The sequence below is a fragment of the Vibrio zhanjiangensis genome (assembly GCF_030161235.1).
In the GTDB taxonomy this organism is placed as follows: Bacteria; Pseudomonadota; Gammaproteobacteria; order Enterobacterales; family Vibrionaceae; genus Vibrio; species Vibrio zhanjiangensis.
On the sequence record NZ_BSPW01000024.1, the window covers coordinates 41,530 to 64,525 of the forward strand.

The 22,996-nt window shown below is 42.6% G+C and carries 18 protein-coding genes; 10 read left to right on the forward strand and 8 right to left on the reverse strand.

Translation table 11 applies throughout. The features are described 5' to 3' along the window. Nucleotides 1–344: 344 nt before the first annotated feature. From QQK21_RS06975 to QQK21_RS06990, 4 genes are all read left to right on the forward strand, one after another. On the forward strand, nucleotides 345–3,056 hold the full coding sequence (locus QQK21_RS06975) for a hypothetical protein (RefSeq protein ID WP_284191482.1): 2,712 nt from the start codon (nucleotides 345–347) through the stop codon (nucleotides 3,054–3,056). Between the two features lie 152 nt (nucleotides 3,057–3,208). Then, nucleotides 3,209–3,625 carry a CBS domain-containing protein gene (locus tag QQK21_RS06980; protein WP_284191483.1) on the forward strand — a complete coding sequence of 139 codons (417 nt, stop codon included), beginning with the start codon at nucleotides 3,209–3,211 and terminating at the stop codon, nucleotides 3,623–3,625. A gap of 78 nt (nucleotides 3,626–3,703) precedes the next feature. Then, nucleotides 3,704–5,167 (forward strand): MATE family efflux transporter, encoded by a 1,464-nt coding sequence (locus QQK21_RS06985; RefSeq protein ID WP_284191484.1) that lies wholly within the window; start codon nucleotides 3,704–3,706, stop codon nucleotides 5,165–5,167. Between the two features lie 61 nt (nucleotides 5,168–5,228). Then, on the forward strand, nucleotides 5,229–7,529 hold the full coding sequence (locus QQK21_RS06990; RefSeq protein ID WP_284191485.1) for a zinc/cadmium/mercury/lead-transporting ATPase: 2,301 nt from the start codon (nucleotides 5,229–5,231) through the stop codon (nucleotides 7,527–7,529). A gap of 101 nt (nucleotides 7,530–7,630) precedes the next feature. On the opposite strand, the gene QQK21_RS06995 is transcribed toward QQK21_RS06990, so the two are convergent. Continuing rightward, nucleotides 7,631–8,830 carry a type III PLP-dependent enzyme gene (locus QQK21_RS06995; RefSeq protein ID WP_284191486.1) on the reverse strand — a complete coding sequence of 400 codons (1,200 nt, stop codon included), beginning with the start codon at nucleotides 8,828–8,830 and terminating at the stop codon, nucleotides 7,631–7,633. A gap of 515 nt (nucleotides 8,831–9,345) precedes the next feature. Here QQK21_RS06995 and udp point away from each other — a divergent pair. Beyond that, a complete protein-coding gene (gene udp, locus QQK21_RS07000; protein WP_284191487.1) occupies nucleotides 9,346–10,104 on the forward strand; it encodes a uridine phosphorylase in 759 nt (252 codons plus the stop codon). A 135-nt stretch (nucleotides 10,105–10,239) separates the two neighbouring features. Here the strand turns inward: udp and QQK21_RS07005 are convergent, their stop codons facing one another. The 3 genes from QQK21_RS07005 to metG all read right to left on the reverse strand — a co-directional run bounded on the left by QQK21_RS07005 (nucleotide 10,240) and on the right by metG (nucleotide 14,632). Next, complete coding sequence (locus QQK21_RS07005) at nucleotides 10,240–11,436, reverse strand: MFS transporter (protein ID WP_284191488.1); 1,197 nt, start codon at nucleotides 11,434–11,436, stop codon at nucleotides 10,240–10,242. Between the two features lie 5 nt (nucleotides 11,437–11,441). Further along, nucleotides 11,442–12,290 (reverse strand): 2OG-Fe(II) oxygenase family protein, encoded by an 849-nt coding sequence (locus QQK21_RS07010; protein ID WP_284191489.1) that lies wholly within the window; start codon nucleotides 12,288–12,290, stop codon nucleotides 11,442–11,444. A gap of 266 nt (nucleotides 12,291–12,556) precedes the next feature. Further along, complete coding sequence (gene metG / locus QQK21_RS07015; protein ID WP_284191662.1) at nucleotides 12,557–14,632, reverse strand: methionine--tRNA ligase; 2,076 nt, start codon at nucleotides 14,630–14,632, stop codon at nucleotides 12,557–12,559. A 158-nt stretch (nucleotides 14,633–14,790) separates the two neighbouring features. Between metG and apbC the strand changes: the two genes are divergently transcribed. The 3 genes from apbC (at nucleotide 14,791) to QQK21_RS07030 (ending at nucleotide 19,085) form a co-directional block, all read left to right on the forward strand. Further along, nucleotides 14,791–15,864: an iron-sulfur cluster carrier protein ApbC gene (gene apbC, locus QQK21_RS07020; RefSeq protein ID WP_284191490.1), complete on the forward strand. Its 1,074-nt coding sequence runs from the start codon at nucleotides 14,791–14,793 to the stop codon at nucleotides 15,862–15,864. Nucleotides 15,865–16,141: 277 nt separating this feature from the next. After that, entirely contained in the window at nucleotides 16,142–16,783 is a 642-nt protein-coding gene (gene udk / locus QQK21_RS07025) for a uridine kinase (protein WP_284191491.1), read from the forward strand. A gap of 151 nt (nucleotides 16,784–16,934) precedes the next feature. Next, the gene (locus QQK21_RS07030) at nucleotides 16,935–19,085 is read left to right on the forward strand and encodes an AsmA family protein (RefSeq protein ID WP_284191492.1); all 2,151 of its coding nucleotides are present in this window, start codon (nucleotides 16,935–16,937) and stop codon (nucleotides 19,083–19,085) included. A gap of 45 nt (nucleotides 19,086–19,130) precedes the next feature. Here QQK21_RS07030 and cobO read toward each other — a convergent pair whose 3' ends face one another. After that, on the reverse strand, nucleotides 19,131–19,736 hold the full coding sequence (gene cobO, locus QQK21_RS07035) for a cob(I)yrinic acid a,c-diamide adenosyltransferase (RefSeq protein ID WP_284191493.1): 606 nt from the start codon (nucleotides 19,734–19,736) through the stop codon (nucleotides 19,131–19,133). 88 nt (nucleotides 19,737–19,824) lie between these two features. Between cobO and QQK21_RS07040 the strand changes: the two genes are divergently transcribed. Further along, on the forward strand, nucleotides 19,825–20,277 hold the full coding sequence (locus QQK21_RS07040; protein WP_284191494.1) for a low molecular weight protein-tyrosine-phosphatase: 453 nt from the start codon (nucleotides 19,825–19,827) through the stop codon (nucleotides 20,275–20,277). Nucleotides 20,278–20,304: 27 nt separating this feature from the next. Here the strand turns inward: QQK21_RS07040 and QQK21_RS07045 are convergent, their stop codons facing one another. From QQK21_RS07045 to sodB, 3 genes are all read right to left on the reverse strand, one after another. Then, nucleotides 20,305–20,967 carry an SDR family oxidoreductase gene (locus QQK21_RS07045; protein ID WP_284191495.1) on the reverse strand — a complete coding sequence of 221 codons (663 nt, stop codon included), beginning with the start codon at nucleotides 20,965–20,967 and terminating at the stop codon, nucleotides 20,305–20,307. 198 nt (nucleotides 20,968–21,165) lie between these two features. Continuing rightward, a complete protein-coding gene (locus QQK21_RS07050) occupies nucleotides 21,166–21,675 on the reverse strand; it encodes a VC2046/SO_2500 family protein (RefSeq protein WP_284191496.1) in 510 nt (169 codons plus the stop codon). Between the two features lie 127 nt (nucleotides 21,676–21,802). Further along, complete coding sequence (gene sodB, locus QQK21_RS07055; protein ID WP_284191663.1) at nucleotides 21,803–22,387, reverse strand: superoxide dismutase [Fe]; 585 nt, start codon at nucleotides 22,385–22,387, stop codon at nucleotides 21,803–21,805. A gap of 270 nt (nucleotides 22,388–22,657) precedes the next feature. On the opposite strand from sodB, the gene QQK21_RS07060 reads away from it, so the two are divergent. Next, on the forward strand, nucleotides 22,658–22,996 hold the full coding sequence (locus tag QQK21_RS07060) for a Grx4 family monothiol glutaredoxin (RefSeq protein ID WP_284191497.1): 339 nt from the start codon (nucleotides 22,658–22,660) through the stop codon (nucleotides 22,994–22,996).

Genomic DNA, 22,996 nt, shown 5'->3' on the forward strand with positions numbered 1-22,996 from the left:
TAAAATTAATCAATTCCATTCAATTTTCACAAAAAAATGGCCCTCATTAATAGAGTGAATTTATGTATCGCTGTGTTAATTAACTAAAAATACATTTTTTATATACATAATCATCAGGTAAGTCACTATTTTTGTTTGTGAAAATCATAGAAAATTTATGAAATGCAGCATGGCTTAACACTTGAAACAATGCGTTAACAAATGGAAGTGCATTTTTATTCATTATGTGGTTGTATGAATAGCATGTTATTTCATCTCACCTGGCTATCTCATTGATATAGGGTGTTTAAATTTGGCTAAGTTAGTTTTTTTGTAACTTTTGTAACCTGAAAAGCGAGGGTTGTATGACTATGAGATCACAAGCACTTTCTACCCCGAGTATTCACTCAACCAGAGTTGAGGCTACTGATTCCTCCAATGCAACTCGTGGACTTCTGGCCATTAAGAATGTTACCCAAGATATCAAGTCTACTAAGGTTGCCGATACTCATCGCTCGTCTAGTTTTTCCCGAAAAAAGGAAAAACCAACTACGCGAATTCGTTTAACTCGCTCAAACAGTGCACCTGCTTATACAGCGGTTACATCTACCAAAGTGGAACCACCTAAAGTTAAACTGAGCAGTTTAGATAAAGACGATAGCAGTACACCAGAGCGCCGAGTAATAGCCAATGATATCAGAACTATTCAACGTGCTCTTGCCAGTGAATTAGCTAAATCTCCTGAGCGCTATCAGAAAGCAAGTGATGTACTCAACACGGAATTAGAGCCTGCGTTAGAAAAGTATGATGGCCGAAATGGACATTTATCCTATCAGGATACCAAGCAAGCCCACGTCGCATTTAAAAAATTGAGTAAGCAATTACCCAAAGGGGATTTAAAAGAGCTATGTACAATTCTCGCTCAGCACACTAAATGTGATTGGATGCAAATTAAGCATGAGAAGCTACAAGCTAAACAGCTAGAAGAGTATCTAGCGTTGGGTAAACCTGGCGCTGGAAAAGCGACGACCTACAATATGGGCATTAATGGTGGAGCAAGCCTATTGGCCGTACCCGGTACTGAAGCCAAGGTGGGACCATTCGCTGATTTGTCGTTAGGACTTTCAACGGAAACTCGATTCAACGCCGATGATGAAGGGCTGGTATTCGAGGAAATTAGCCACGGCCTTAGTGCGGGTCTTAAAGGTGGAATCCAAGCTAACCTCTCGCAAAAGGTTGGATTGAATGCGCAAGCAAATGCGTCGGGGCAGGGGTATTTGACCTACTTTAAAGAGTGGAATAACTCAAAGGACTATGTCGCGCAAAATGGGCCAGAGGCTAAAAAGACTAAGGCGCTGAAAAAACAGAAACAGCTTGCGGCCAATAGCCAGCATAGACTTAACGATTTATTAAAATCTGCGCTAAAGATAAATGCGAGTGTGAATGCGCCAGCTCCAGAAAGAACCAAACCACTGACTGGATTTTATACCACAAAAGCGGGTGACGTTGGTCTATCGGTTAATGCCGGAACTTCATTTAATGTTGGTGCCATGGACATCAACTTTGGTGGAGGTTTTGGTGTGAATCGTGCGAAAAGTACCACCGACATATATGAATTTGTACCAAACCAACTTGCGGATGTGGTACTAAAAAATAAAGAGAAGTTAAATGAGTTACCAGATAACTTTACGCATCATGCTAGACAAATATTGACGAGTAATAAGGATAATGACCCCAAGGCTGCTATTGGAGGATTGAACCTGCTAAAAAGAGATGTCAGTGAGTATTATGATGTGGTACAAAAATACGATTACTTTAAGTCTTCTGGCAGCGCCAAAAAATCAGAGTTAAGAGCATTAAAAAGCCAAAAGCATGCGATTGAAAATCGTTGGGGAGCCATTGGCCGGCATCAGTTCCTACAGTTTGCTTCTGCGTCCCACGCACTGTTTGCCAGTACTATTATGCCAAACAAACATCTTGTCTCAGGAATCAACACGAAAAGAGAGCAAGAGTTATCAAATTTGATTGGTCAAACGGGTGTGTTAGTTCAAAACCCTTCGATTGATTACTCTAAATCACGGCTAGATAAAATTGCTACTTTTGAACAAGAAATCTATTTGCAGGTAGCTGATACTCGGTCAAGATTTGAAATTTCGGTAGGTCCATTTAAAGGGCAATTAGATATCGTTGAACGCCAACGTATCCATCCAAGTAGAATACGAGAGGGTCGCTATATAGATGTTGTCTTAACGGGGGCACTAGCCAGTTCTGTTCAAGGTTTAGTTAATGGCGCAACTATTAAAGAGGCGTTAGCTCAGCAAGGCGTTGAACTGCCGGGAGAGCTTGATATTGCTCCTGATATTGGCGGGGGTATTTCGTTCTCACATACAACGCGTTTTTTTAAGCCTGAGTATAGTAAAGCGGATGACTATCAGGGTGAGAAAGGGTGGCGTAAGCAGCTGTCTCGTAATACCAAAACACTATCGGCGAATGTCAACCTTGGTGTCTCAGGTACGGTAGCCACTGGCGTTCATGCGGGGGCAAATATTGGGATCAATAAAACGAAAACGACGGTCATGAGTGAAAAAATAGCACACGATGACCTGACCTTTACTATGGTGCGCTTTAATCGTTTTTTCCGTGATGCTAACTTAAATACCAACAACGCGGCTTGGGAGCAATTTTTCACAGACAACAAGGCTGATTATAAGAAGATGTTTGCTCTTCTTGGCTCAGGCCAGCACCCCATGATAGAAGAAGTGAAGTTTTTTTATAAAGAGCTTATTGATAGAGCGCCACACGCTGAAAAACACAATCTGGAAAATCAGGCGCAAGCCTTCTTCGCTACCATGGCAGACTTTCGAGCGGATGAAGACAATGAGATCAAGTTCAACGAAGCGCGTGTTTGTCTCGAAGATTATTTAGAGAAATTAACGGTGCCTTGGTGGGAAGCTCATACTGGTCGTTGGAAGGACTTGGAATTTAAGTCCGGTGCAAACTCGGGCCTAGATTTGAAATCGAAACTGTTAAAAGGGTTGGGAGTGCATCTTAGAGCGAATAAATTCCAACCACACTAAACCGAGATTACATTTTCATGAAATTTGTTGGTCTCTTTTGCGTGATAGGCCATATCTATTGGAAAAATTGCTGCTTTCAATTTAGTAAAATCAAGAAATTAGGCAACAATATACCTTATAGAAAATGAGATTTGCATGCTGAGGAGACGCAAATGGAATCTTTGAAAGTGAAGGATTACATGACATTACAGGCCGTAAAATTTAGCCCTGAAATGTCATTGAGTGTTGCATTAGAGAAAATGTTGAAGTCGAACTATCTGGGTGGTCCAGTCATTAATGATAAACAAGAAGTGATTGGCTTTCTTTCAGGCCATGATTTGCTCGATAAAATGGTTAAAGCCAGTTATTACTGCCAAGAGACGTACTCTGTTTCCGATTGCATGCATACAGAGGTAATTTCAGTGCGTTCAGATACGTCAATTATTGAGTTGGCTGATATGATGAAGTCAGGCAAACCCAAGGTTTATCCAGTGATCGACAACGGCAAGCTCGTGGGTATCATTACTCGCCGAGATGTATTGCGTGCGGTTGCTAAGAATCTAGACGATTGCTTCAAACATCCGGTATAGTATTCTTGAAACAAGTCATCTAAAGAGGCGCTGTTTAGTGCCTCTTTTTTATTGGATAAAAGGGAGTTTAGCTTAAGCATGGAGAATCAAAGCGCAAAATTTGTTGAAGGTTCGACCATGCGTCACATATTGGTGATGTCTGGAGCCGGCTCGGTAGGGCTGATGGCTCTCTTTGTGGTTGATCTGCTCGATATGCTTTTTATCAGTATGTTGGGTCAAGTAGAGCTAGCTGCTGCGGTAGGATTTGCAGGTACATTAGTTTTCTTTTCAACCTCAATTTCAATTGGTACATCTATAGCTATGGGGGCGTTAGTTTCTAAGGCGATAGGTGCAAAACAACGTGATCACGCAAGAAGACTGAGTAGCAGTGTTATGCTTACTGCTTTTTTAATCAGCTGTGTTGTAAGTGCTTTGATGTTTGCTTTTATTCCCGAACTGCTTGATGCCATTGGTGCGAAAGGATACGTAGCAGAACGCGCGCAGGCGTATTTACAAATATTGTTGCCAAGTGGTCCTGTGATTGCCATTGCTATGTCAGCGGGGGCGGGCTTGAGGGCCGCAGGTGATGCTAAACGCTCAATGTGGGCAACGCTAGCAGGAGGGGTCACCAATGCGATATTAGATCCAATTTTTATTTTTGCTCTAGGTTGGAATGTTGAAGGGGCTGCGGTGGCGACAGTATTTGCTCGATTTGTTGTCCTCTTCTTTTCCCTCTATCCACTCATTCGCACACATGATTTGGTCGTGTCACCATCATTTTCAGCTTGGCAACATAGCCTAAAGGCGATATTAACCATAGCGGTTCCAGCGATTATCACCAATATAGCTACGCCAATTGGGAATGCGGTTGTTACAACATCAATTGCAAAATATGGTGAAGACTTTGTTGCTGGCTATGCTGTTATAGGGCGTCTTATTCCGGTTTGTTTCGCGGTGATCTTTGCGTTATCTGGGGCTGTAGGACCGATTATTGGGCAGAACTTTGGCGCAGAAAGGTTCGATAGAGTTCGAGATACTCTAATAAATTCTATGATTGTCACCACGGTTTATACCGTAATAATTTGTATTTTACTTTACTTTGCTCAGTCACTGGTGGTTACAGGATTTAACTTACAGGGAGATGCTGCCATCATAGTCTCTGCTTTTTGTACTTATGTTGCTTTTAGCTTTGTTTTTAATGGTGCTCAGTTTGTGGCGAACACATCATTTAATAACCTAGGAAAGCCTTTTTACTCTACGGCATTGAATTTGGGCAAGGCGACATTAGGCACCTTACCTTTTGTATACCTTGGAGCACATTGGTTTGGCGCTCTTGGCGTGTTGTACGGGCAAGCATTGGGTTCTATAGTTTTTGGTGTGATAGCCATTATTGTATTGCATAAACATATCAATGACTTGATGAAAGGGGAACCAGTAGTTTTAGAAGGAGAAGACGTCTCCATTACGAGTATTAACTCCCAACCATTTTGCACTCATGATGCGGTTTTGATTGATGAAGTTGCCAGTCAAAAGGACAGTTTGCTGTTACAAGAGAAAAAATAGTTGACCTTGGAGTATACTCCAAGGTTTATGATTACAGTGTACATTCGGTGGAGATAATATTATGTGCACTAAACATCAAGCGTGTCGCTCGGACAAAACTGTTTTCAGTCATAACCATGACGCATCTTGCGCGAACCATAAAGTGGCCTCAATTCAAATTGCAGGTATTAAAGAGATAGACTCTGGGTGCTGCAGTTCAGACAGCTGTTCTGCTGGGAGTGATCCTGCAGATGAGGAAAGTGACCCCAGAAGCCATACAACAAAGGGGATAAGTCATAGCTGGAAGATCGCAGGCATGGACTGCCCATCATGCGCAAAAAAAATTGAAACAGCGGTCAATAAAGTCACGGGCGTTCTAGAAGCCAAAGTTTTGTTTGCTACTGAGAAATTGGTGGTAAAAATTAATCACTCAAGCGATGCTCGTAATGTTGAGCAAGCCATTCTTGATGCCGGTTTTCGTTACTCTAACGACCTTTCTTCTACAAAACCACCGGTCAAATCTGATTGGAAAACAATCGTCAGGCAGAATTTCGCTATCGTTGCAATTGCTTTGTCGATGGCTATCGCGGCACTGATCAAGCCTGTTTATCCTGTGCTCAGTGATTGGGTTTTTATCTTCACCTGCTTGGCGGGCCTTTATCCAATTAGCAAGAAAGCATTTCAGCTCGCGAAATCAGGAACCCCCTTTGCTATCGAAACGTTAATGAGTGTCGCAGCGATTGGTGCGCTGTATCTCGGAGAAACAGCCGAAGCTGCTATGGTGTTACTACTGTTTATGGTTGGGGAACGCCTAGAGTCTTTTGCGGCTTCTCGAGCACGGAGCGGTGTTCAGTCACTGATGGAGCTCGTACCAGAAACCGCAACAAAAATTGTTAATAATGAGCGTGTTGAAGTGCCAGCGAGTGAACTTCAGCCCGGTGATATTATTGAGGTCTCACCTGGTGCTAGGTTACCGGCTGATGGGCGACTTATGGGCCAAACAGCCAGTTTTGATGAAAGTGCATTGACAGGTGAGTCCCTGCCTATTGAACGCAGTGAGCATGATTCCGTGATGGCGGGCGCTGTGGTAGTGGACAAAGTAGTACGCTTTGTCATCACTTCCAAACAAGGAGAAAACGCGATTGACCGAATTTTGCATCTTATTGAGGAAGCAGAATCACGCAAAGCCCCTCTTGAGCGTTTCCTTGATAAGTTCAGCCGCTGGTATACACCATTGATGATGCTAGTGTCATTGTTTGTCATTCTTGTACCGCCGCTATTGTTTGCTCAGCCATGGGAAACTTGGGTGTATCGCGGACTGGCTTTGCTACTTATCGCCTGCCCATGTGCTCTGGTGATCTCCACACCCGCCGCCATCACATCGGGTTTAGCTGCCGCCGCAAGACGTGGTGCACTGATCAAAGGTGGGGCTGCTCTAGAGCAATTGGGTAAGATAGATACCGTTGCATTTGATAAAACGGGAACCTTAACTAAAGGCAAGCCTGAAGTGACCGATGTTATTGCTGTGGGGGGCTTTGATAGCACGGAGCTTTTAAGCAATATTGCAGCGATTGAGGTCGGCTCTAGTCACCCACTGGCGGTTTCTTTGGTGAACAAGGCTAAATTGTCTGGCGTTGAAATACCTGAAGCAATTGAAAAACAAGCACTTATTGGTCTTGGTGTTCGTGGAGTCCTTGATGGAACCGTGTATCAGGCGATTGCACCTAGTAAACTTGGCTTTGGTTTATCTCATGATGTGGATGAGGAAGTGGGTAAGTTGGAGCAGCAGGGTAAAACTGTGGTGGTTGCTGTTCAAGGTGACAGCAGAGTTATCGGGCTTATCGCATGGCAAGACACTTTACGTGAGGACTCTGCTGATGCCGTGAAAGCACTTAAGAGCTTGGGCGTGAATGCGATAATGCTTACTGGAGATAATGCTCGTAGTGCTAAAGCAATAAGTTCATTAATCGGTATAGATTATAAAGCTGGGTTATTGCCTCAAGATAAAGTTACCTATGTAGAGCAATTGTCGGCTTCGGCGAACGTTGCCATGGTTGGGGATGGCATCAACGATGCTCCAGCGATGAAAGCCTCTAGTATTGGTATTGCCATGGGTGGAGGAACAGACGTTGCGCTTGAGACTGCTGATGCCGCCCTAACTCATAACCGTTTGGTCGAACTGGCGACCATGATTGAACTGTCTAGAGCCACACTGAGCAATATCCGCCAGAATATAGTGCTCGCTTTGGGACTTAAGGGCATTTTCTTGGTGACAAGCCTACTTGGAATCACCGGATTGTGGGTAGCGGTACTTGCTGACAGTGGCGCTACGGCGATTGTCACTGTCAATGCGCTTCGGCTACTGAAATTTAAAGCAAAATAATTTGACCAACAGAACAGTGTTGAGTCGGTAGATAGTTGCAATAAAGAAAGTAAAACGGCTTCGAATACGAAGCCGTTTTGAGTGTTAAAGCGTCTAGGTTTTTAGCCCAACATTTTGTTTTCACAAAGACTACTTTCGTTGAGCAATATGGTTTGAGCTCGTTTGAAGAAGTTAAAATCCGTTGCCGTTGCACTAGTATACGCGCCCATCATACGTCCAATGACTAAGTCGCCATTATCCAGCTTAGGCAAAAGGATATTTTCAGCAACGACATCAATACTGTCACAGGTTGGTCCTGCTAAAACGCTTGGTAGTACTTGGTCATTTTTCTTCAATGTCGTCAAAGGATATTTGGCATCGTCAAACATCAAGCCACTGAACGAACCGTAGATTCCATCGTCCAAGTAATACCATATCTGTCCGTCTCGCTCAGCTTGGCCCATAACAGATGCAACACTTGTCATCGCTTGGGCAACAATAAAACGCCCCGGTTCTGCGATGACTTGAACCGTTTCTGGTAAAAGCGCCAATGCTTGATTGATGGGTTGACAGAATAAATCAATCGGCATGACCTGTGAGTTGTAACTGACAGGAAAGCCACCGCCAATATCCAAGGTGCTTAGAGCGGGTAGATTGAGCTCGATGACCTGCTCCATCACTTCGCGACATGTGTTGATTGCATCAACGTACTTCTGTGGATTCACGGTTTGTGAACCGACGTGGAAAGACAAGCCCTTAATATGAATATTCCACTGCTTTGCTTTTGCGATCAGTTCGAGTGCCTGCGTGGTTGAACAGCCAAATTTTCTCGACAGGTCCGCAAATGCTTCTGAATTTCTAAAACTTAAGCGAATGAGAAGCTCAACCTGCTCCCGATAAGGAATAAATTTTTCCAGTTCATTGATGTTGTCTACAACAAATACCGTACAACCATATTCAAGTGCATCGCGAATATCTTGATCGCGCTTAATTGGGTGCGTATGGATTGTACGTTCAGCAGGAACGTTTTGTGATGCGACAAGTTCAACTTCACCACTAGTGGCTAAATCGAAGCTAGCGCCTTCCTCCAATAAGGTCTGGACCACGACCGGATGTGGCAATGGTTTGAGTGCAAAGTGAAGGGTGACATTAGGCAGCGCATGGCTTAATGCTCGGTATTGCTGACGTATTATGTCACAGTCAAGCAGCAATAGTGGTGCACCAAACTGCTCTACATAAGTTTGAATTAATTGCGATTCTTGCGCAGATAGCGCATTAGAAGAATAAGACTGAAAGTTGAGTACAGAATGAGCGATAGCCATCGCTAACCTCCAACAAGTTAAGCACATTTACCATTGTTCAGTGAAATGTGGAGCGTCAAAAAAAGCGCAGTGCGCAGTCAAAGTCACTCTTGGATAGTTGCTCTATCGCCTTGCCACAAAACCATGTGATGTACTCGGATTGGCTATCATCAAGGAGCATCCTGATATTAGAATTATCATCTTTTTGAATCAAGTATTCAGACATGCTAAAGGCGTGAAAAATTTTTGTCGTTACGATAGGGAGATTTTATATACAGAATCTTATAGGACTTTCTGGTACACAAGGCTTACTCATGTCTAGTGCTCGAGTTTTATGTAATTCACCTATCCATTCATAATAAAATGTGATGCAAAACGATTTTATTTGCAATTGAAATAATTCGTTGCCTTTTATTTGTGACATGTGTCCGTATTTTTATTTGGCGACTTGGATACATTACATCTGTACCCAATTAAATAAATAAGGCGGAAAGATAGGCTCAAAAGTCCCTATTTCGTCAAACAAGGAGCCCCTTATGTCTCAAGCTGTATTTCACCTCGGAGTGACTCAAGATGATCTTGCTGGCGCCAAGCTTGCCATTATTCCCGGTGATCCTGCTCGTGTGCAGAAAATTGCTGAAGAAATGGAAAATCCGATATTTTTAGCCAGCCATCGTGAGTATACACTGTACCGTGCTGAACTTGATGGCAAGCCTGTGGTTGTTTGTTCAACTGGTATCGGTGGCCCGTCAACTTCGATAGCGGTTGAAGAGTTGGCCCAGCTTGGCGTGAATACCTTCTTACGTGTTGGTACAACGGGCGCTATTCAGCCACATGTTAACGTTGGTGATATGATTGTATCCACAGGTTCTGTTCGATTGGATGGCGCTAGCTTGCATTTTGCGCCAATGGAATTCCCAGCTGTGGCTGACTTTGAGGTAGCAACAGCGATGAAAGCAGCGGTTGAAGAATCTGGCGCTAAAGTGCACATGGGCATTACAGCATCGAGTGATACTTTCTACCCAGGTCAAGAGCGCTACGATACGTTTTCTGGCCGAGTGGTGAGACGCTTTCAAGGTTCAATGAAAGAATGGCAAGATATGGGTGTTTTGAACTTTGAAATGGAATCTGCGACGTTACTGACAATGTGTGCGAGCTCCGGTCTTAAAGCAGGTTGTGTAGCGGGAGTTATAATCAACCGCACTCAAAAAGAAATCCCCGATCACTCGACCCTGAAAGAGACGGAAGCTCGTTCAATTAAAGTGGTTGTCGCGGCTGCGCGTAAGATGCTTTGATACAAGATTAATATCGATAAGGATCTTCTATAGCTGGCCTAGAGAAGATCCTTATTATTATAGATTTATTTTCATAGCAGAATCCTGCTCAATTTATACCTTCCTGCGGAGCTAAACATTTTATTGGTTGACAGTTCAGCAGCGAGCCTCTTTGCGGTCGTGTCCAGCGTTGAATACAATGGTACGTTTTTTGACTAGTATGATTGCCGTAAGTAATGCCATTAATGAAAGAATGATAATTAAAGTGTCTTCTTTGGGCTGAATCTGTGAACACAATAAACTCACTAAGCTCCAGAAACCGATACATATGCAACCTTGTAGTGCAGCCGCATAACCTGAGTAATAATTAGCGAATATTCTCAAAGAGCTAGCCATGGCATTAATAAAAAATAGCCCACAAAAAATAGCCATGAGACATAAATAGATAACGATATCTATCCCTGATTGAGGTAGTATCCATTGCTTAGCCAAAAAAACTACAGCCAGTACCGTATTGGCCCAAATTGAAAAAGATATAATACCTTCCTCAGAGTAGAATTTTAGTAATAATAGGTTGCTAATTGCAGCAAAGGCATAACAGCACCCCATAGTGAGAGCAAATAACCCATATTCATATGTGGAGTATTTAAAGTCATTTTGAAAGATATATGGAGACAGAAGGTGTGCTATTACCATCCCCCCCCAAAATAAGGTCATTAGCACTGTTAGTGTAGTAAATTTCGTATTAGTAAGTATACGCCTAAAAATGACTATTCGCCTTTTTTTGTCAATTTTATTATTCTGAATTTTTTGTTTTTTTAGTTTGATTGTAAATAACAGAATAATTAGTTGATAGAAAAATAAAATGACAAAAATATGTTGCCATGAATAGTAAGAAGAAATTGTGGCTCCAATGTAAGGAGCAATAATTGGTGTTATAGAGTAGAAGAACTCGAAACATAGAAATCCATAAGTAAGCTGTTTTCCTTTATAATTATCCATTAATATAGGTGTTGCTAAGATTGAAGTGCTTAAGCCAACTCCTTGTAGAGTACGCCCTATTAAAAAAGCTATTGGGCTTTGAATGAAAATTATCAGGGCAGTGCCTATTAAGCTTACGCACAAGCCCGTAATGATTATATTTCTTCGGCTTAGTTGTTCAGATAACACGCCTGCTAATAGTAAAAATATCGCATTAGCCCCAAGATATAGGATAAGTGATGAATTAGCTGCAAGATAAGTCATATTCAAAGCTTCTTGTATTTCAGGGAGAGCAACTAAATAAATATCGACAAACACTTGGTAAGCAATACCAACTAAAACAGCAACTAACAAAGGGGTTATACGTGACATAGTAATTACTTTACCTTCATCTCTCTGTAGCGTTCCTGTAAAAAACTATGTGCAGTGTGATGTTCGGAAAGTTTGCACTCTTCTTTTGGGTGAACACAAAATGCAAGAGAAATTCGCTCTTCATGTGAATTAGAGGGTTGTATTACTCTGTGATAAAAAGAAGGGTAGAAATCTTTGGTACGCATTGCGAGCATATCACCAGAGTTTATTACGATACTATTGGGCATATATGGAACTGGTGTCCATTTACCATCTCTAGTTTTAGCTTCTAAGCCTGCACTAGATACATTAGGTAGTAGAGTAATTAGATTAATATCCGCGTGTGATTCAGCTCTTTGTGCACCAGATTTTGCATCATCGGAAAAGCTATCTAATGGTGGATAGTAATTCATTCTAAATAACGTTTGTGGTGAGTCTTTTGCCATACTGTCTAGTGGCTCTTCTAGTTCAGTCTTGATTTCTTGGGGAAGATATTCATGCAACCAACCGAGGAGTTTTGCAGACAAATCAAGTAGACGCAGTCTGATGTTATCACTTATTTTTTTTTGTTCAGGAGGACATATGTTTCCATCATAATAGTGAAATATCTCTTTGAGATCTTTTTTAGTGAAACCTTTGGCGGTTTCAGAAACGGTTCGAGGAATAAACCCCGCTACGGTATCTTTATTGTATAAGAAGGATTTTTTACTTTCGTCAGTTTGGTAAAAAAAATTTAGCCAATTTGAGTATAGGCCTTCTATATCTGACTGTTCAATACCAGTTTCTGTTAATACGACAAAACCAGACTGGTGAAGAGCTTGAGCGAATTCCTTAGCTGTATCTTGGCTATCATTAATCATACTTATGACTTTCATGTGATTCACTTTACTTGATGAATATTAGGATGAGAAGACTATCATAAATTTATATATTATCTATGTTTCATATTGTTTATTTGTGTTTTTAGTGATCTTGATTAGTTTTTTTTACAAAAATATAACTACGAAGAAAGGTTCCTGAGTTTTTTGCAAAATAATAATTCAAGACGAGTGGTATATATTCCACAATCGTTATCTGCAAGCATGATATAAAAAAGCCCTGCAGTTTAGAGCAGGGCTTTAATACAATAATGTTAAGAGCTTTACATAACACGCATGCCAGGTTGGGCACCTTGATGAGGTTCCAGAATCCAAAGCTCGCTTCCGCCAGGTCCTGCGGCCAAAATCATGCCTTCTGACATACCAAACTTCATCTTGCGAGGCTTAAGATTGGCGACCATGACGGTCAACTTGCCTTCAAGTTCCTCAGGTTTATACGCTGACTTAATACCTGAGAAAACTTGGCGAATCTCACCACCAATGTCGAGCTGGAACTTAAGCAATTTATTGGCTTTTGGTACTTCTTCACAAGAAATGATACGGGCGATACGCATATCCACGGCAGCAAAAGCATCAAAATCTATTTCTTCTGCAATTGGGTCCTTATCCAATTCGGTTTGACTGGCCTGATTTTTAGACGCTTCGGCTTTCTCTTTTGCTGCGACTTCCTCTGCTGCATCTTGCTTTGATGCTTCGATCATCGCCTCAACATTTTTGGGGTCCACACGGTTGAAAAGTGCTTTGAATGGAGTAATTTCATGGGCAGTTAGAGGCTCAGCTATCCCTTCCCAAGTCAATTCTTCGTTGAGGAAAGCTTCTGTGCGTGCGGCTAAAGCGGGCATAACAGGCTTGAGGTAAGTCATGAGTACGCGGAACAGATTGATACCAACAGAACAAATATCTTGTAGCAGTTGATCGTTGCCTTCTTCTTTGGCCACAACCCAAGGTGCTTTCTCATCAACGTATTGGTTTGCTTTATCTGCCAATGCGGTTATCTCACGTATCGCTCGGCCAAATTCACGTGTTTCGTAGAGCTCAGCGATGCGATCGGCTGCAACAACAAACTCTTTGTAGAGTTCAGGCTCTGCGAAGCTATTTGAGAGCTTACCTTCGAAACGTTTAGTGATAAAACCGGCATTGCGTGACGCTAAGTTGACTATTTTATTCACAACGTCTGCATTGACACGTTGAGTAAAGTCCTCAAGGTTCAGATCTAGGTCATCGATACGGCTGTTGAGTTTGGCAGCGTAGTAGTAACGTAGGCATTCAGGATCGAGATGATCGAGATAAGTACTTGCCTTAACAAATGTGCCTTTAGATTTAGACATCTTGGCACCGTTAACGGTCACGTAGCCATGGACAAACACATTGTTCGGTTTACGGAAGCCACTACCTTCTAGCATGGCTGGCCAGAATAGAGAATGGAAGTACACAATGTCTTTGCCGATGAAATGATACAGCTCAGTGGTACTGTCTTTCTTCCAATATTCATCAAAGTCTAAATCGCTTCGCTTATCACACAGGTTCTTAAATGATCCCATATAACCGATAGGCGCATCGAGCCATACATAAAAGAACTTGTCTTTTTCGCCTGGGATTTCAAAACCAAAATAAGGCGCATCGCGAGAAATATCCCACTGCTGCAGTCCTGACTCAAACCATTCTTGCATTTTGTTGGCCGTTTCTGCCTGCAAAGAACCAGAGCGCGTCCACTCTTTAAGCATGCTTTCAAACTGAGGTAGGTCGAAGAAGAAATGCTCAGAGTCTTTCATGACAGGGGTTGCGCCAGAGACGGCCGATTTAGGATCAATCAGCTCTGTCGTGCTATAGGTTGCGCCGCAGCTATCGCAGTTGTCACCGTACTGATCGTCAGACTTACACTTAGGACAAGTACCTTTAACAAAACGATCTGGAAGAAACATTTCTTTCTCCGGATCAAACAGCTGAGAAATTGTGCGGCTGGAAATAAAACCATTTTTCTTGAGCTCAAGATAGATATGCGATGCCAGCTGCTTATTTTCTTCTGAATGAGTACTGTGATAGTTGTCAAAGCTAATATCGAAGCCAGCAAAGTCTTTTTGGTGCTCTTCACTGACGGCAGCAATCATTTCTTCTGGTGTCATGCCCATCTGCTGTGCCTTTAGCATAATCGGCGTGCCATGAGCATCGTCAGCACAGATGAAATTTACCATGTTGCCACGCAAGCGTTGGTAGCGAACCCAGATGTCAGCTTGAATGTGTTCGAGCATGTGACCTAAGTGGATCGAACCGTTAGCATACGGAAGGGCACAAGTTACCAGCAGTTTCCTTGGATCAAGGTTTCTTGGATCGTTTGCCATACTTAATATTCGCTTATTCTGATAGAGATAAAAAATTGTCCCTAATACTACCTTATCCACATTGCGACTCCAAGGTATCATCTGCTCGATTGCCTGAGTTTTTTCAGGGTTCAGTCGATTAAGGAGCGGTGTTAAGATGACAAGCATCAGGAGGACTTATGCGTCAATTGTCTAGTAAAGAAGAATGTTGTCATTGGCTCAACCAATTTGAGCACCCAAATCTTGTACCGCAGTGGGCGTTTGTGACGGGGATAGTGGCTGTTGAGCCTGACACACTCAATATCTCAATACCATTTGCCGCTACGTCTGTGGTTGAGACGCTATCGAGTTGGATTCAGTCTCAAATGCAAAGTGGGCAAATCGCACCTATCGAGTATCAAATCAATGTCGTGCCTAAAGCTATGCATACGCAAATTACTCGCGAGGTAAAAGGTGTCAAAAATATTATTGCTATTACTTCAGCCAAAGGTGGAGTGGGTAAGTCAACGACAGCGGTGAATCTCGCGCTCGCGATCGCGAACTCTGGTGCAAAAGTCGGGTTATTGGATGCCGACATTTATGGTCCTTCCGTTCCTATCATGCTTGGTCAGCAGGGCGCTTCTCCTCAAGTCAGAGACAACAAATGGATGCAGCCTATATTGGCTCACGGTATACACACACATTCCATTGGCTATCTGGTGTCAAAAGATGATGCAGCCATTTGGCGAGGGCCAATGGCATCGAAAGCGCTTACTCAATTGCTTGACGAGACGGATTGGCCGCAACTTGATTATCTTATTGTTGATATGCCGCCAGGTACTGGTGATATTCAATTAACCTTAGCTCAGCAAATACCGGTAACGGGTGCTGTTATTGTCACCACGCCGCAAGATCTTGCGCTTGCTGATGCAAGAAAAGGGGCAGCGATGTTTAACAAAGTACAGGTACCAGTCATCGGTTTGGTCGAAAACATGAGTTACCACATATGCAGCCATTGTGGCGAAAAAGAAGCGATATTTGGTATTGGCGGGGCGCAAAAAATGTCCGGTGAATTTGGTCTTGACTTGCTCGCTCAGATTCCTTTGCACATATCCTTGCGAGAAGATATAGATAATGGTTGCCCAAGTGTTGTCGCTCGGCCCAATTCGGAACAGGCGGCGGATTACATTCAACTAGCAGAATCCGTTTGTGCACGGCTGTATTGGCATGGAAAGGAAAAACCTCAATCTATCCAATTTCAAATGCTTGAATAATGGTTAGCCTTAGGTAAATCCATCTGAGTGGTCGTCTCTGACAACACTCTCGTACAAAGCGCGATCACTTTTATCCTATTACTCAATTTGGTGTCTGTGCGGTAATCGTTTGCGTTACCGTTATTGGCTATTTGGGGCAAATCCTCACTAGCATGTCAAAGGCGAACTCCTTATAATCATGCGGTTTATATATTACACACTAATACTTCGCGGGCATATTCTGCCTGACATGAGTATTAGAACATGACACCAATTCAATTCATCGGGTGCAAGAATAATGTCTGATAATAATCAATGCGTCATCGTCGGTATTGCTGGCGCATCGGCTTCTGGAAAAAGTTTAATCGCCAGTACTATCTATAATGAACTTCGAGAGAAAGTAGGCGATCATCAAATTGGTGTAATTACGGAAGATTGCTACTACAACGATCAGGGCCACCTGAGCATGGAAGAGCGTGTTAAAACTAACTACGACCACCCGAACGCATTGGACCATGATTTATTGTGTGAGCACTTAAAAATGCTGACCCAAGGGGATGCAGTGGAGGTACCTGAGTATAGCTATGCAGAGCATACTCGTACTGAAAAGACCACCTTGATGACACCCAAAAAGGTGATCATTCTTGAAGGTATTTTGCTTCTTACAGACCCTCGTCTGCGTGATCTTATGCATGCAACTGTGTTTATGGATACACCACTTGATATCTGTTTGCTGCGCCGAGTGAGACGTGACGTTGAGGAGCGTGGTCGTACTATGGAGTCGGTATTGAAACAATATCAGGAAACCGTGCGGCCTATGTTCATGCAATTTATTGAACCATCAAAGCAGCACGCTGATATTATCGTTCCACGCGGTGGTAAAAACCGTATCGCTATTGATGTATTAAAAGCGCATATTGCAAAACTTTTGAAAGCTTAAGCCCTTATCTTATTTGAGCGCTTTATTTTTTTTGTAAGAAGTGGCACTTTAGGTGCCACTTTCTTTTTACATGTAATCAGCCTCCTAACCAGAGTACCCTTTGGATATATTGGCCATTGCATGACAACTTTGAATTGCAAGGATAATTCTGATGAAGAAACTGTTCTTATTTATTGCCATTCCAATTCTCGTGCTTTTGGGCGCGATTGTGGCGCTAGTGCTGTTTGTCAACCCAAACCAGTTTAAGCCGCTCATTGTAGAGCAAACCCAAAAGCAAACCGGGTTGGAATTGGTGATTGAGGGGGATATTAGTTGGAAGTTCTTTCCATCACTTGGCTTTGAATTAGGCAAAACAGAATTGAGAAATCCTCAGGGCTTTTCTCAGCCAAATTTATTCAAGGTTGATACGGTTGGTATTGATGTATCGGTTTCCCCTCTTTTTAATCAGCAGTTAGAAATTGGTAACATCACTCTTGATGGGGCTGAGTTTTATCTGGAAACGTTGAAAGATGGTCGTAAGAATATCGACGCGTTAAACAAAGCGCAGGCGGGCCAAGTGGAAGATCAGGCGCCTACTGTCAATGATGCGCCAGCGGAGTCTTTGTCAACAGAGGCGACTGAAAAGCCAGCATCAGATTGGAGTATTAATCTGGCAGGAGTGACAGTCTCTAACGCTGCTATCGAAATTCAGGACAAACAATCAGGCACATATACCAAGTTGTACGATGTTTCTCTGACGTTGTCCGAGTTTGCTATTGATACTTGGACTCGTGCTGAATTTGCCGTTAAAGGTGAGAATAATCAGCAGCAGTTTAGTGCTAAAGGAAGTGCTGAGTTTAAGCTTGCCAAAGGTTTTAGTGAGTATTCACTGCGCGAAATTGAATTAAATGCAGGTTTTAGCGATCCTAGTAATCAGTTTGATTCAATCCAGTTAGCCTTGGATACCTTTGACTTTGATAAGTCGAATGCCTTGACTTATGATCTTGCGGGCAATGCTGCTGGACTAGACATTAATATGAAAGGCAGTGGTAGTTTGACGATTGATAAAGCCATCTCGAAAGTTACCATGGATAAGTTAACTCTTGATGCCACGTTCAAAGGGGATGCTTTGCCTCAGTCTCCGATGAAAGTCGATATGGTGTCGGACCTATCATTTGATCTAACTAAAAGCCACTTAAATTTTGTTTTAGAGACGTTAACGGCGAATGCTTTAGCATTTGATGGTAAAGCGAACGTGACGTTAGGCGATATTCCTAAGGTTCGCTTTTCACTGCATAGCCCAAACATCGACTTGGATGAATTTCTGGGTCTTAATCTAGCAAGCTCCAATGAGTCAACAACAGCAAACCCCAATACCTCTGATTCAACACAGAGTCAAGCGAGCACGGATAATGCAGCACCTCAAGCAGAGGTTGAACCGGATTTGTCGGCCCTTAAGACTATGGATATCAAAGGCGATATCACTATCGACAAGTTTAAAGCAAGCAATGCGAGAATGGAGAAGGTGAAAACCAGCTTCTATGTCAATCGTGGTGTTGCTGAGCTCACTTCTTTTTCTTCTAGTTTGTACCAAGGTTCGATCAATGCTTCGGCAAAACTGGATGCAAGAAAAAGCCCTGCGAGTTACACGGTCAAGCAACGTATTCAAGGTGTTAAGGTTCAACCATTACTGTCAGATGTAGCCAATAATGATAAGTTAGAGGGGACGGGGAATATTGACGTTGATGTGAAAGGCCAAAGTCTTACGCCAACGGGCATTCAAAAGAACTTAGTGGGTACTGTGGGAATTAATTTTACGGACGGTGCAGTTAATGGAATTAACGTTGCTCAATTAATTCGTGAAAACTACGCCAAGTTCAAGGGACAAAAAGTAGAGTCTTCGAATGAAGCTCAAAAAACCGACTTTAGTGCCATGAAGGCGACGCTAAAACTCAACAAAGGTGTGGTATCAACGGATGATTTGTCGATGCAGTCACCGTTGCTGCGCATTCGAGGTAATGGCAGTGCAAACTACATCGACCAAACGGTTAATTTTACCGTCAGCACTTCTATTGTTGGCTCTTTAGAAGGTCAAGGTGGTAAGAATATCGATGAGCTCAAAGATGTGACGATCCCAATCAACATATCTGGTACTTGGGACAAGCCTAAATTTAAGCTGGTCTTTGATGATGTATTGAAGCAGAAAGTTGAGAAAGAGGTCGATCGTGGTTTGAAAAAACTGGATGAAAAATTGGGTGATAAGATAAAAGATCAAAAGACCAAGGATGCGGTCAACAGTTTGATTAAAGGTCTTTTCAACTAGTGGTTTAACGAGCGCCCATCTAAGGGCGCTTTTATCATGTCACGACTACCAGTCCACACCTTTAAGAGCCTTGATACCTGAGTCAAAAGCGTGTTTTACATTTTTAACCTCAGATACAGTGTCCGCCATTTCAATTAGGGTGCGATGCGCACCACGACCTGTGATAATAACGGATTGCATTGGTGGCCTGTTGCTGAGAGCATCAACCACTTCTTCTAAGTCGATGTAACCATAACTGACCATATAAGTCAGTTCATCCAGCAAAATGACATCAATAGAGTCATCTTTGAGCATGCGTTTGCACTCCTGCCAAACCTTCTGGGCAGCTTGGGTATCGAGTTCTTTATCTTGTGTTTCCCATGTAAACCCTGTCGCCATTACTTGAAATTCAACGCCTAGCTTTTCGAGTAAGTTACGCTCACCATTATCCCAAGTCCCCTTAATAAATTGTGCGACTGAGCAGGTTAGTCCATGCCCTATTGCCCGAGTGATGGTACCAAACCCTGATGTCGATTTGCCTTTACCATTACCGGTAATGACGAGCAGAAGCCCTTTTTCGTCTTGAGCTGCTGCGACTTTTGCATCGACTTGTTGCTTTACTTTTTGTTGTCTTGCTTGGTGGCGTTCATGTTTATGACTTTCAGATGTCACGAGGAAATCCTTTTTAATTTTTGAAACTGTGTCTATGATAACGCATCTGCAGTAGTGCAAAAACCATCGCTTTTTAAGGAAAAAAAATATGGGCAAGAAATTGTTAGTTGTGTGTATGGGCAATATCTGTCGTTCTCCAACCGGTGAGGCGATTCTTCGCACCAAAGCTGCACAAATGGGTATCGAGATTGAAGTCGACTCGGCGGGAACGATCGGTTTTCATCAAGGCAATCCTCCAGATCCTCGCTCTAGAGCGGTGGGAGAGCGTAGGGGGTACTCATTCACTGGTATTGTTTCGCGCAAAGTGGTTGAGCAAGATTTTGCTTACTTCGATTTGATTTTAGCTGCCGATAGAGACAACCTCGCGGATTTAAAAGCGCAATGCCCTCCTGAGTATCAAGATAAGTTGACACTATTTCTTAGTTATGGGGACAGTGAACAGGATGAGATACCTGATCCATACTACGGCGGCGACAAGGGTTTCGAACGGGTTGTTGACTTAATTGAACAAGCTTCGGAAACACTGCTCAAAACTCTGTAACACCATGAAATAAAATTGGTATTCTTATTAGGCCGCCATAACTCTACCACTGAAGTAATCATTGGAGACAATATACTCAGTGTTACGAATCAACTCATCTCTTATCTTAGCCCAGTGGATATTTCTCTGCTCGTAGCAAGGTACCACGCCACCAACGCGAATATTAAATGGGGTGAGCTCCTTTGCCCAGCTTTGGGTAAATCCAGCAACCATAGAGGTTGCATTTTCAAAGCCTGACATATCATTGTAATCGGCATGGGCAATTACATTGACAATCACTCCGTTTTTTTTGTCTTGACGCATTCTTTCTGCGGTTGCTTGACCAAAAGTAAACAGCGTAGCAGCCATTAGGGATAAATGCTGGGTAAAGATATCGCTGGCCCTTTCATCAAAGAATTTGGGCATGGTCTGACTGGTCAGTGCATTGATCAACACATCAGGTGACTGATGGACAGATTGATCAATAAATTGGAATAAAGAGTTAATGCTTTCCAAAGAATGATCATTCATTGCATGCTGATAAATATTCGATGAAATTTTCTTGCATCGCTCAAAAGTCTCATTTAATTGCGTCTTATTTGTATCACAAAGAATGACAATTCCATCAAGAGATGCAAAGTGCATGGCTAGGGTGCTGCCAAGTTGAGAACCTGCAGAAGTTATTAATATTACAGCACTTTTTATATCCATACACAGTGCCTCCATCGGTGGCGTTGAAAGTTTGTCCACATATCATGGTAGATTAATTGTGTGTTTGGTGTGAATAAGCTCAAATAACTTGTGCATATCTAGGGGGTAAATTAAATAACTTGCGCTCATTCACACTTATGAGCAACTTGTTGATTAATAAATGACTGATATGAAAGTAACTGTGATCTGCATAGATCTTTAAACTTGAGTTTGAATTTGGAAGCTTCTTTGGGCAGCGATCAGCTGATTGTATAGGTCGATTGGTATGAGTGGCTTACTTTCTGTCTCACCTAATTGACGACGTTGATGTCCTGACAAATTGTGATAGACATCCTCTGGAAGATTAAAAGTATCCTCAGGCATGTAGGTTAAGGCATCGGGTTTTAGATAGTGGCAGAGTTTCGCACTTGGGAGGCCTGATGAGTGGAATAGCTTAGCTTGAGTGGCCGCCAGCGGATATGACTCTTGGTCGGATCTCAGGGCCTGAGGTTGAGAGAGTTCAAAGCGACGTCTCAAGGCCTCTTCTGTGGTATCTATCTGCGTAAGTTTCTCGACAGGAGTACTGTCTCTAACATCATCAGAAAACAGAGATAGAATGAAAGAGAAATCTGCACGGCGTCCTTCTTGGATGGCATGGCTAATACCATTTCCGAATTGAAGTTCGTTGATAATTCCTGCTTTATCTAATGTATGAATCTGAGTTTGCATGTCACCTCGCTTGATGCCTATTTAGCGGCAACCTGTAGGTAAACTTTAGAGAAATGATTGACTAGAAAAGAAAAAAGCCAGTGACTACTGGCTTTAGGTGATAAAAATGGATCTTTTTCTTGCGATGTTATTTTGCTAGGTTTTCTGCAACGAAGTCCCAGTTAACTAGAGCCCAGAAGCCATTCATATAATCAGGGCGAACATTGCGGTAATCGATGTAGTAAGCGTGCTCCCACAAATCAACAGTAAGCAGTGGTGTGGTACCCGTCTCAGTAAGAGGTGTTGCTGCGTTTGAGGTGTTAACAATATCGAGAGAGCCATCAGCTTTTTTAACCAGCCAAGTCCATGAAGAACCAAAGTTGTTGATCGCAGAATCTGTGAATTTTGCTTTAAAATCTTCAAAAGAACCAAATGCAGCATTGATTGCTTCTGCAACCGCACCTGTAGGCTCACCACCCGCATTGGGTGCTAGACAGTGCCAGTAGAAAGTGTGGTTCCAGATTTGAGCGGCATTGTTGAAAACACCACCCGTAGAAGTTTTAATGATGTCTTCTAGTGATTTGCCTTCAAACTCAGTGCCAGGGATAAGACCATTAAGTTTAACAACGTATGTGTTGTGATGCTTGCCGTGGTGGAAATCTAGAGTTTCAGCTGAGATATGTGGTTCTAGTGCATCTTTTGCGTAAGGAAGAGCGGGTAGTTCAAATGCCATTGCTCGATTCTCCATTGAATATGAGAGAGTAGACTTCTCTCGATTGCTTCCAGTGTCATTTTTATCATGGCGTGCCATAGGCCCACCATGTCGTTTTGGTAACTGCGCTACAGTCTAGCAAGTTTTTACTTTATTGAAAGCGTCATAGTCAAATTCTCTATGAAATTTCTTAATCACATTAAAGCCGCAAACATTATAGGCTTTTTATTCTCAGCCAATGGTTTAAAATATGCCAATAATTTGCGCTAATGCCATATAAAAGAGGAAGCAATGGAAACCATAGACAAAATTAAACAGCAAATCGAAGAGAACGCCATCCTGTTGTACATGAAAGGTTCTCCAAAGCTACCTAGCTGTGGCTTTTCATCTCAGGCTTCACAAGCGTTGATGGCTTGTGGAGAAAAATTCGCCTACGTAGACATTCTACAAAACCCAGATATTCGTGCTGAGCTACCTGCTTACGCACAGTGGCCGACTTTTCCTCAGCTATGGGTTGAAGGTGAGCTGATTGGTGGTTGCGACATTATTCTTGAGATGTTCCAAAAAGGTGAATTACAACCATTAATCAAAGAAGCGGCAGAGCGTGCTGGTTCTAGTGAAGAAGAATAA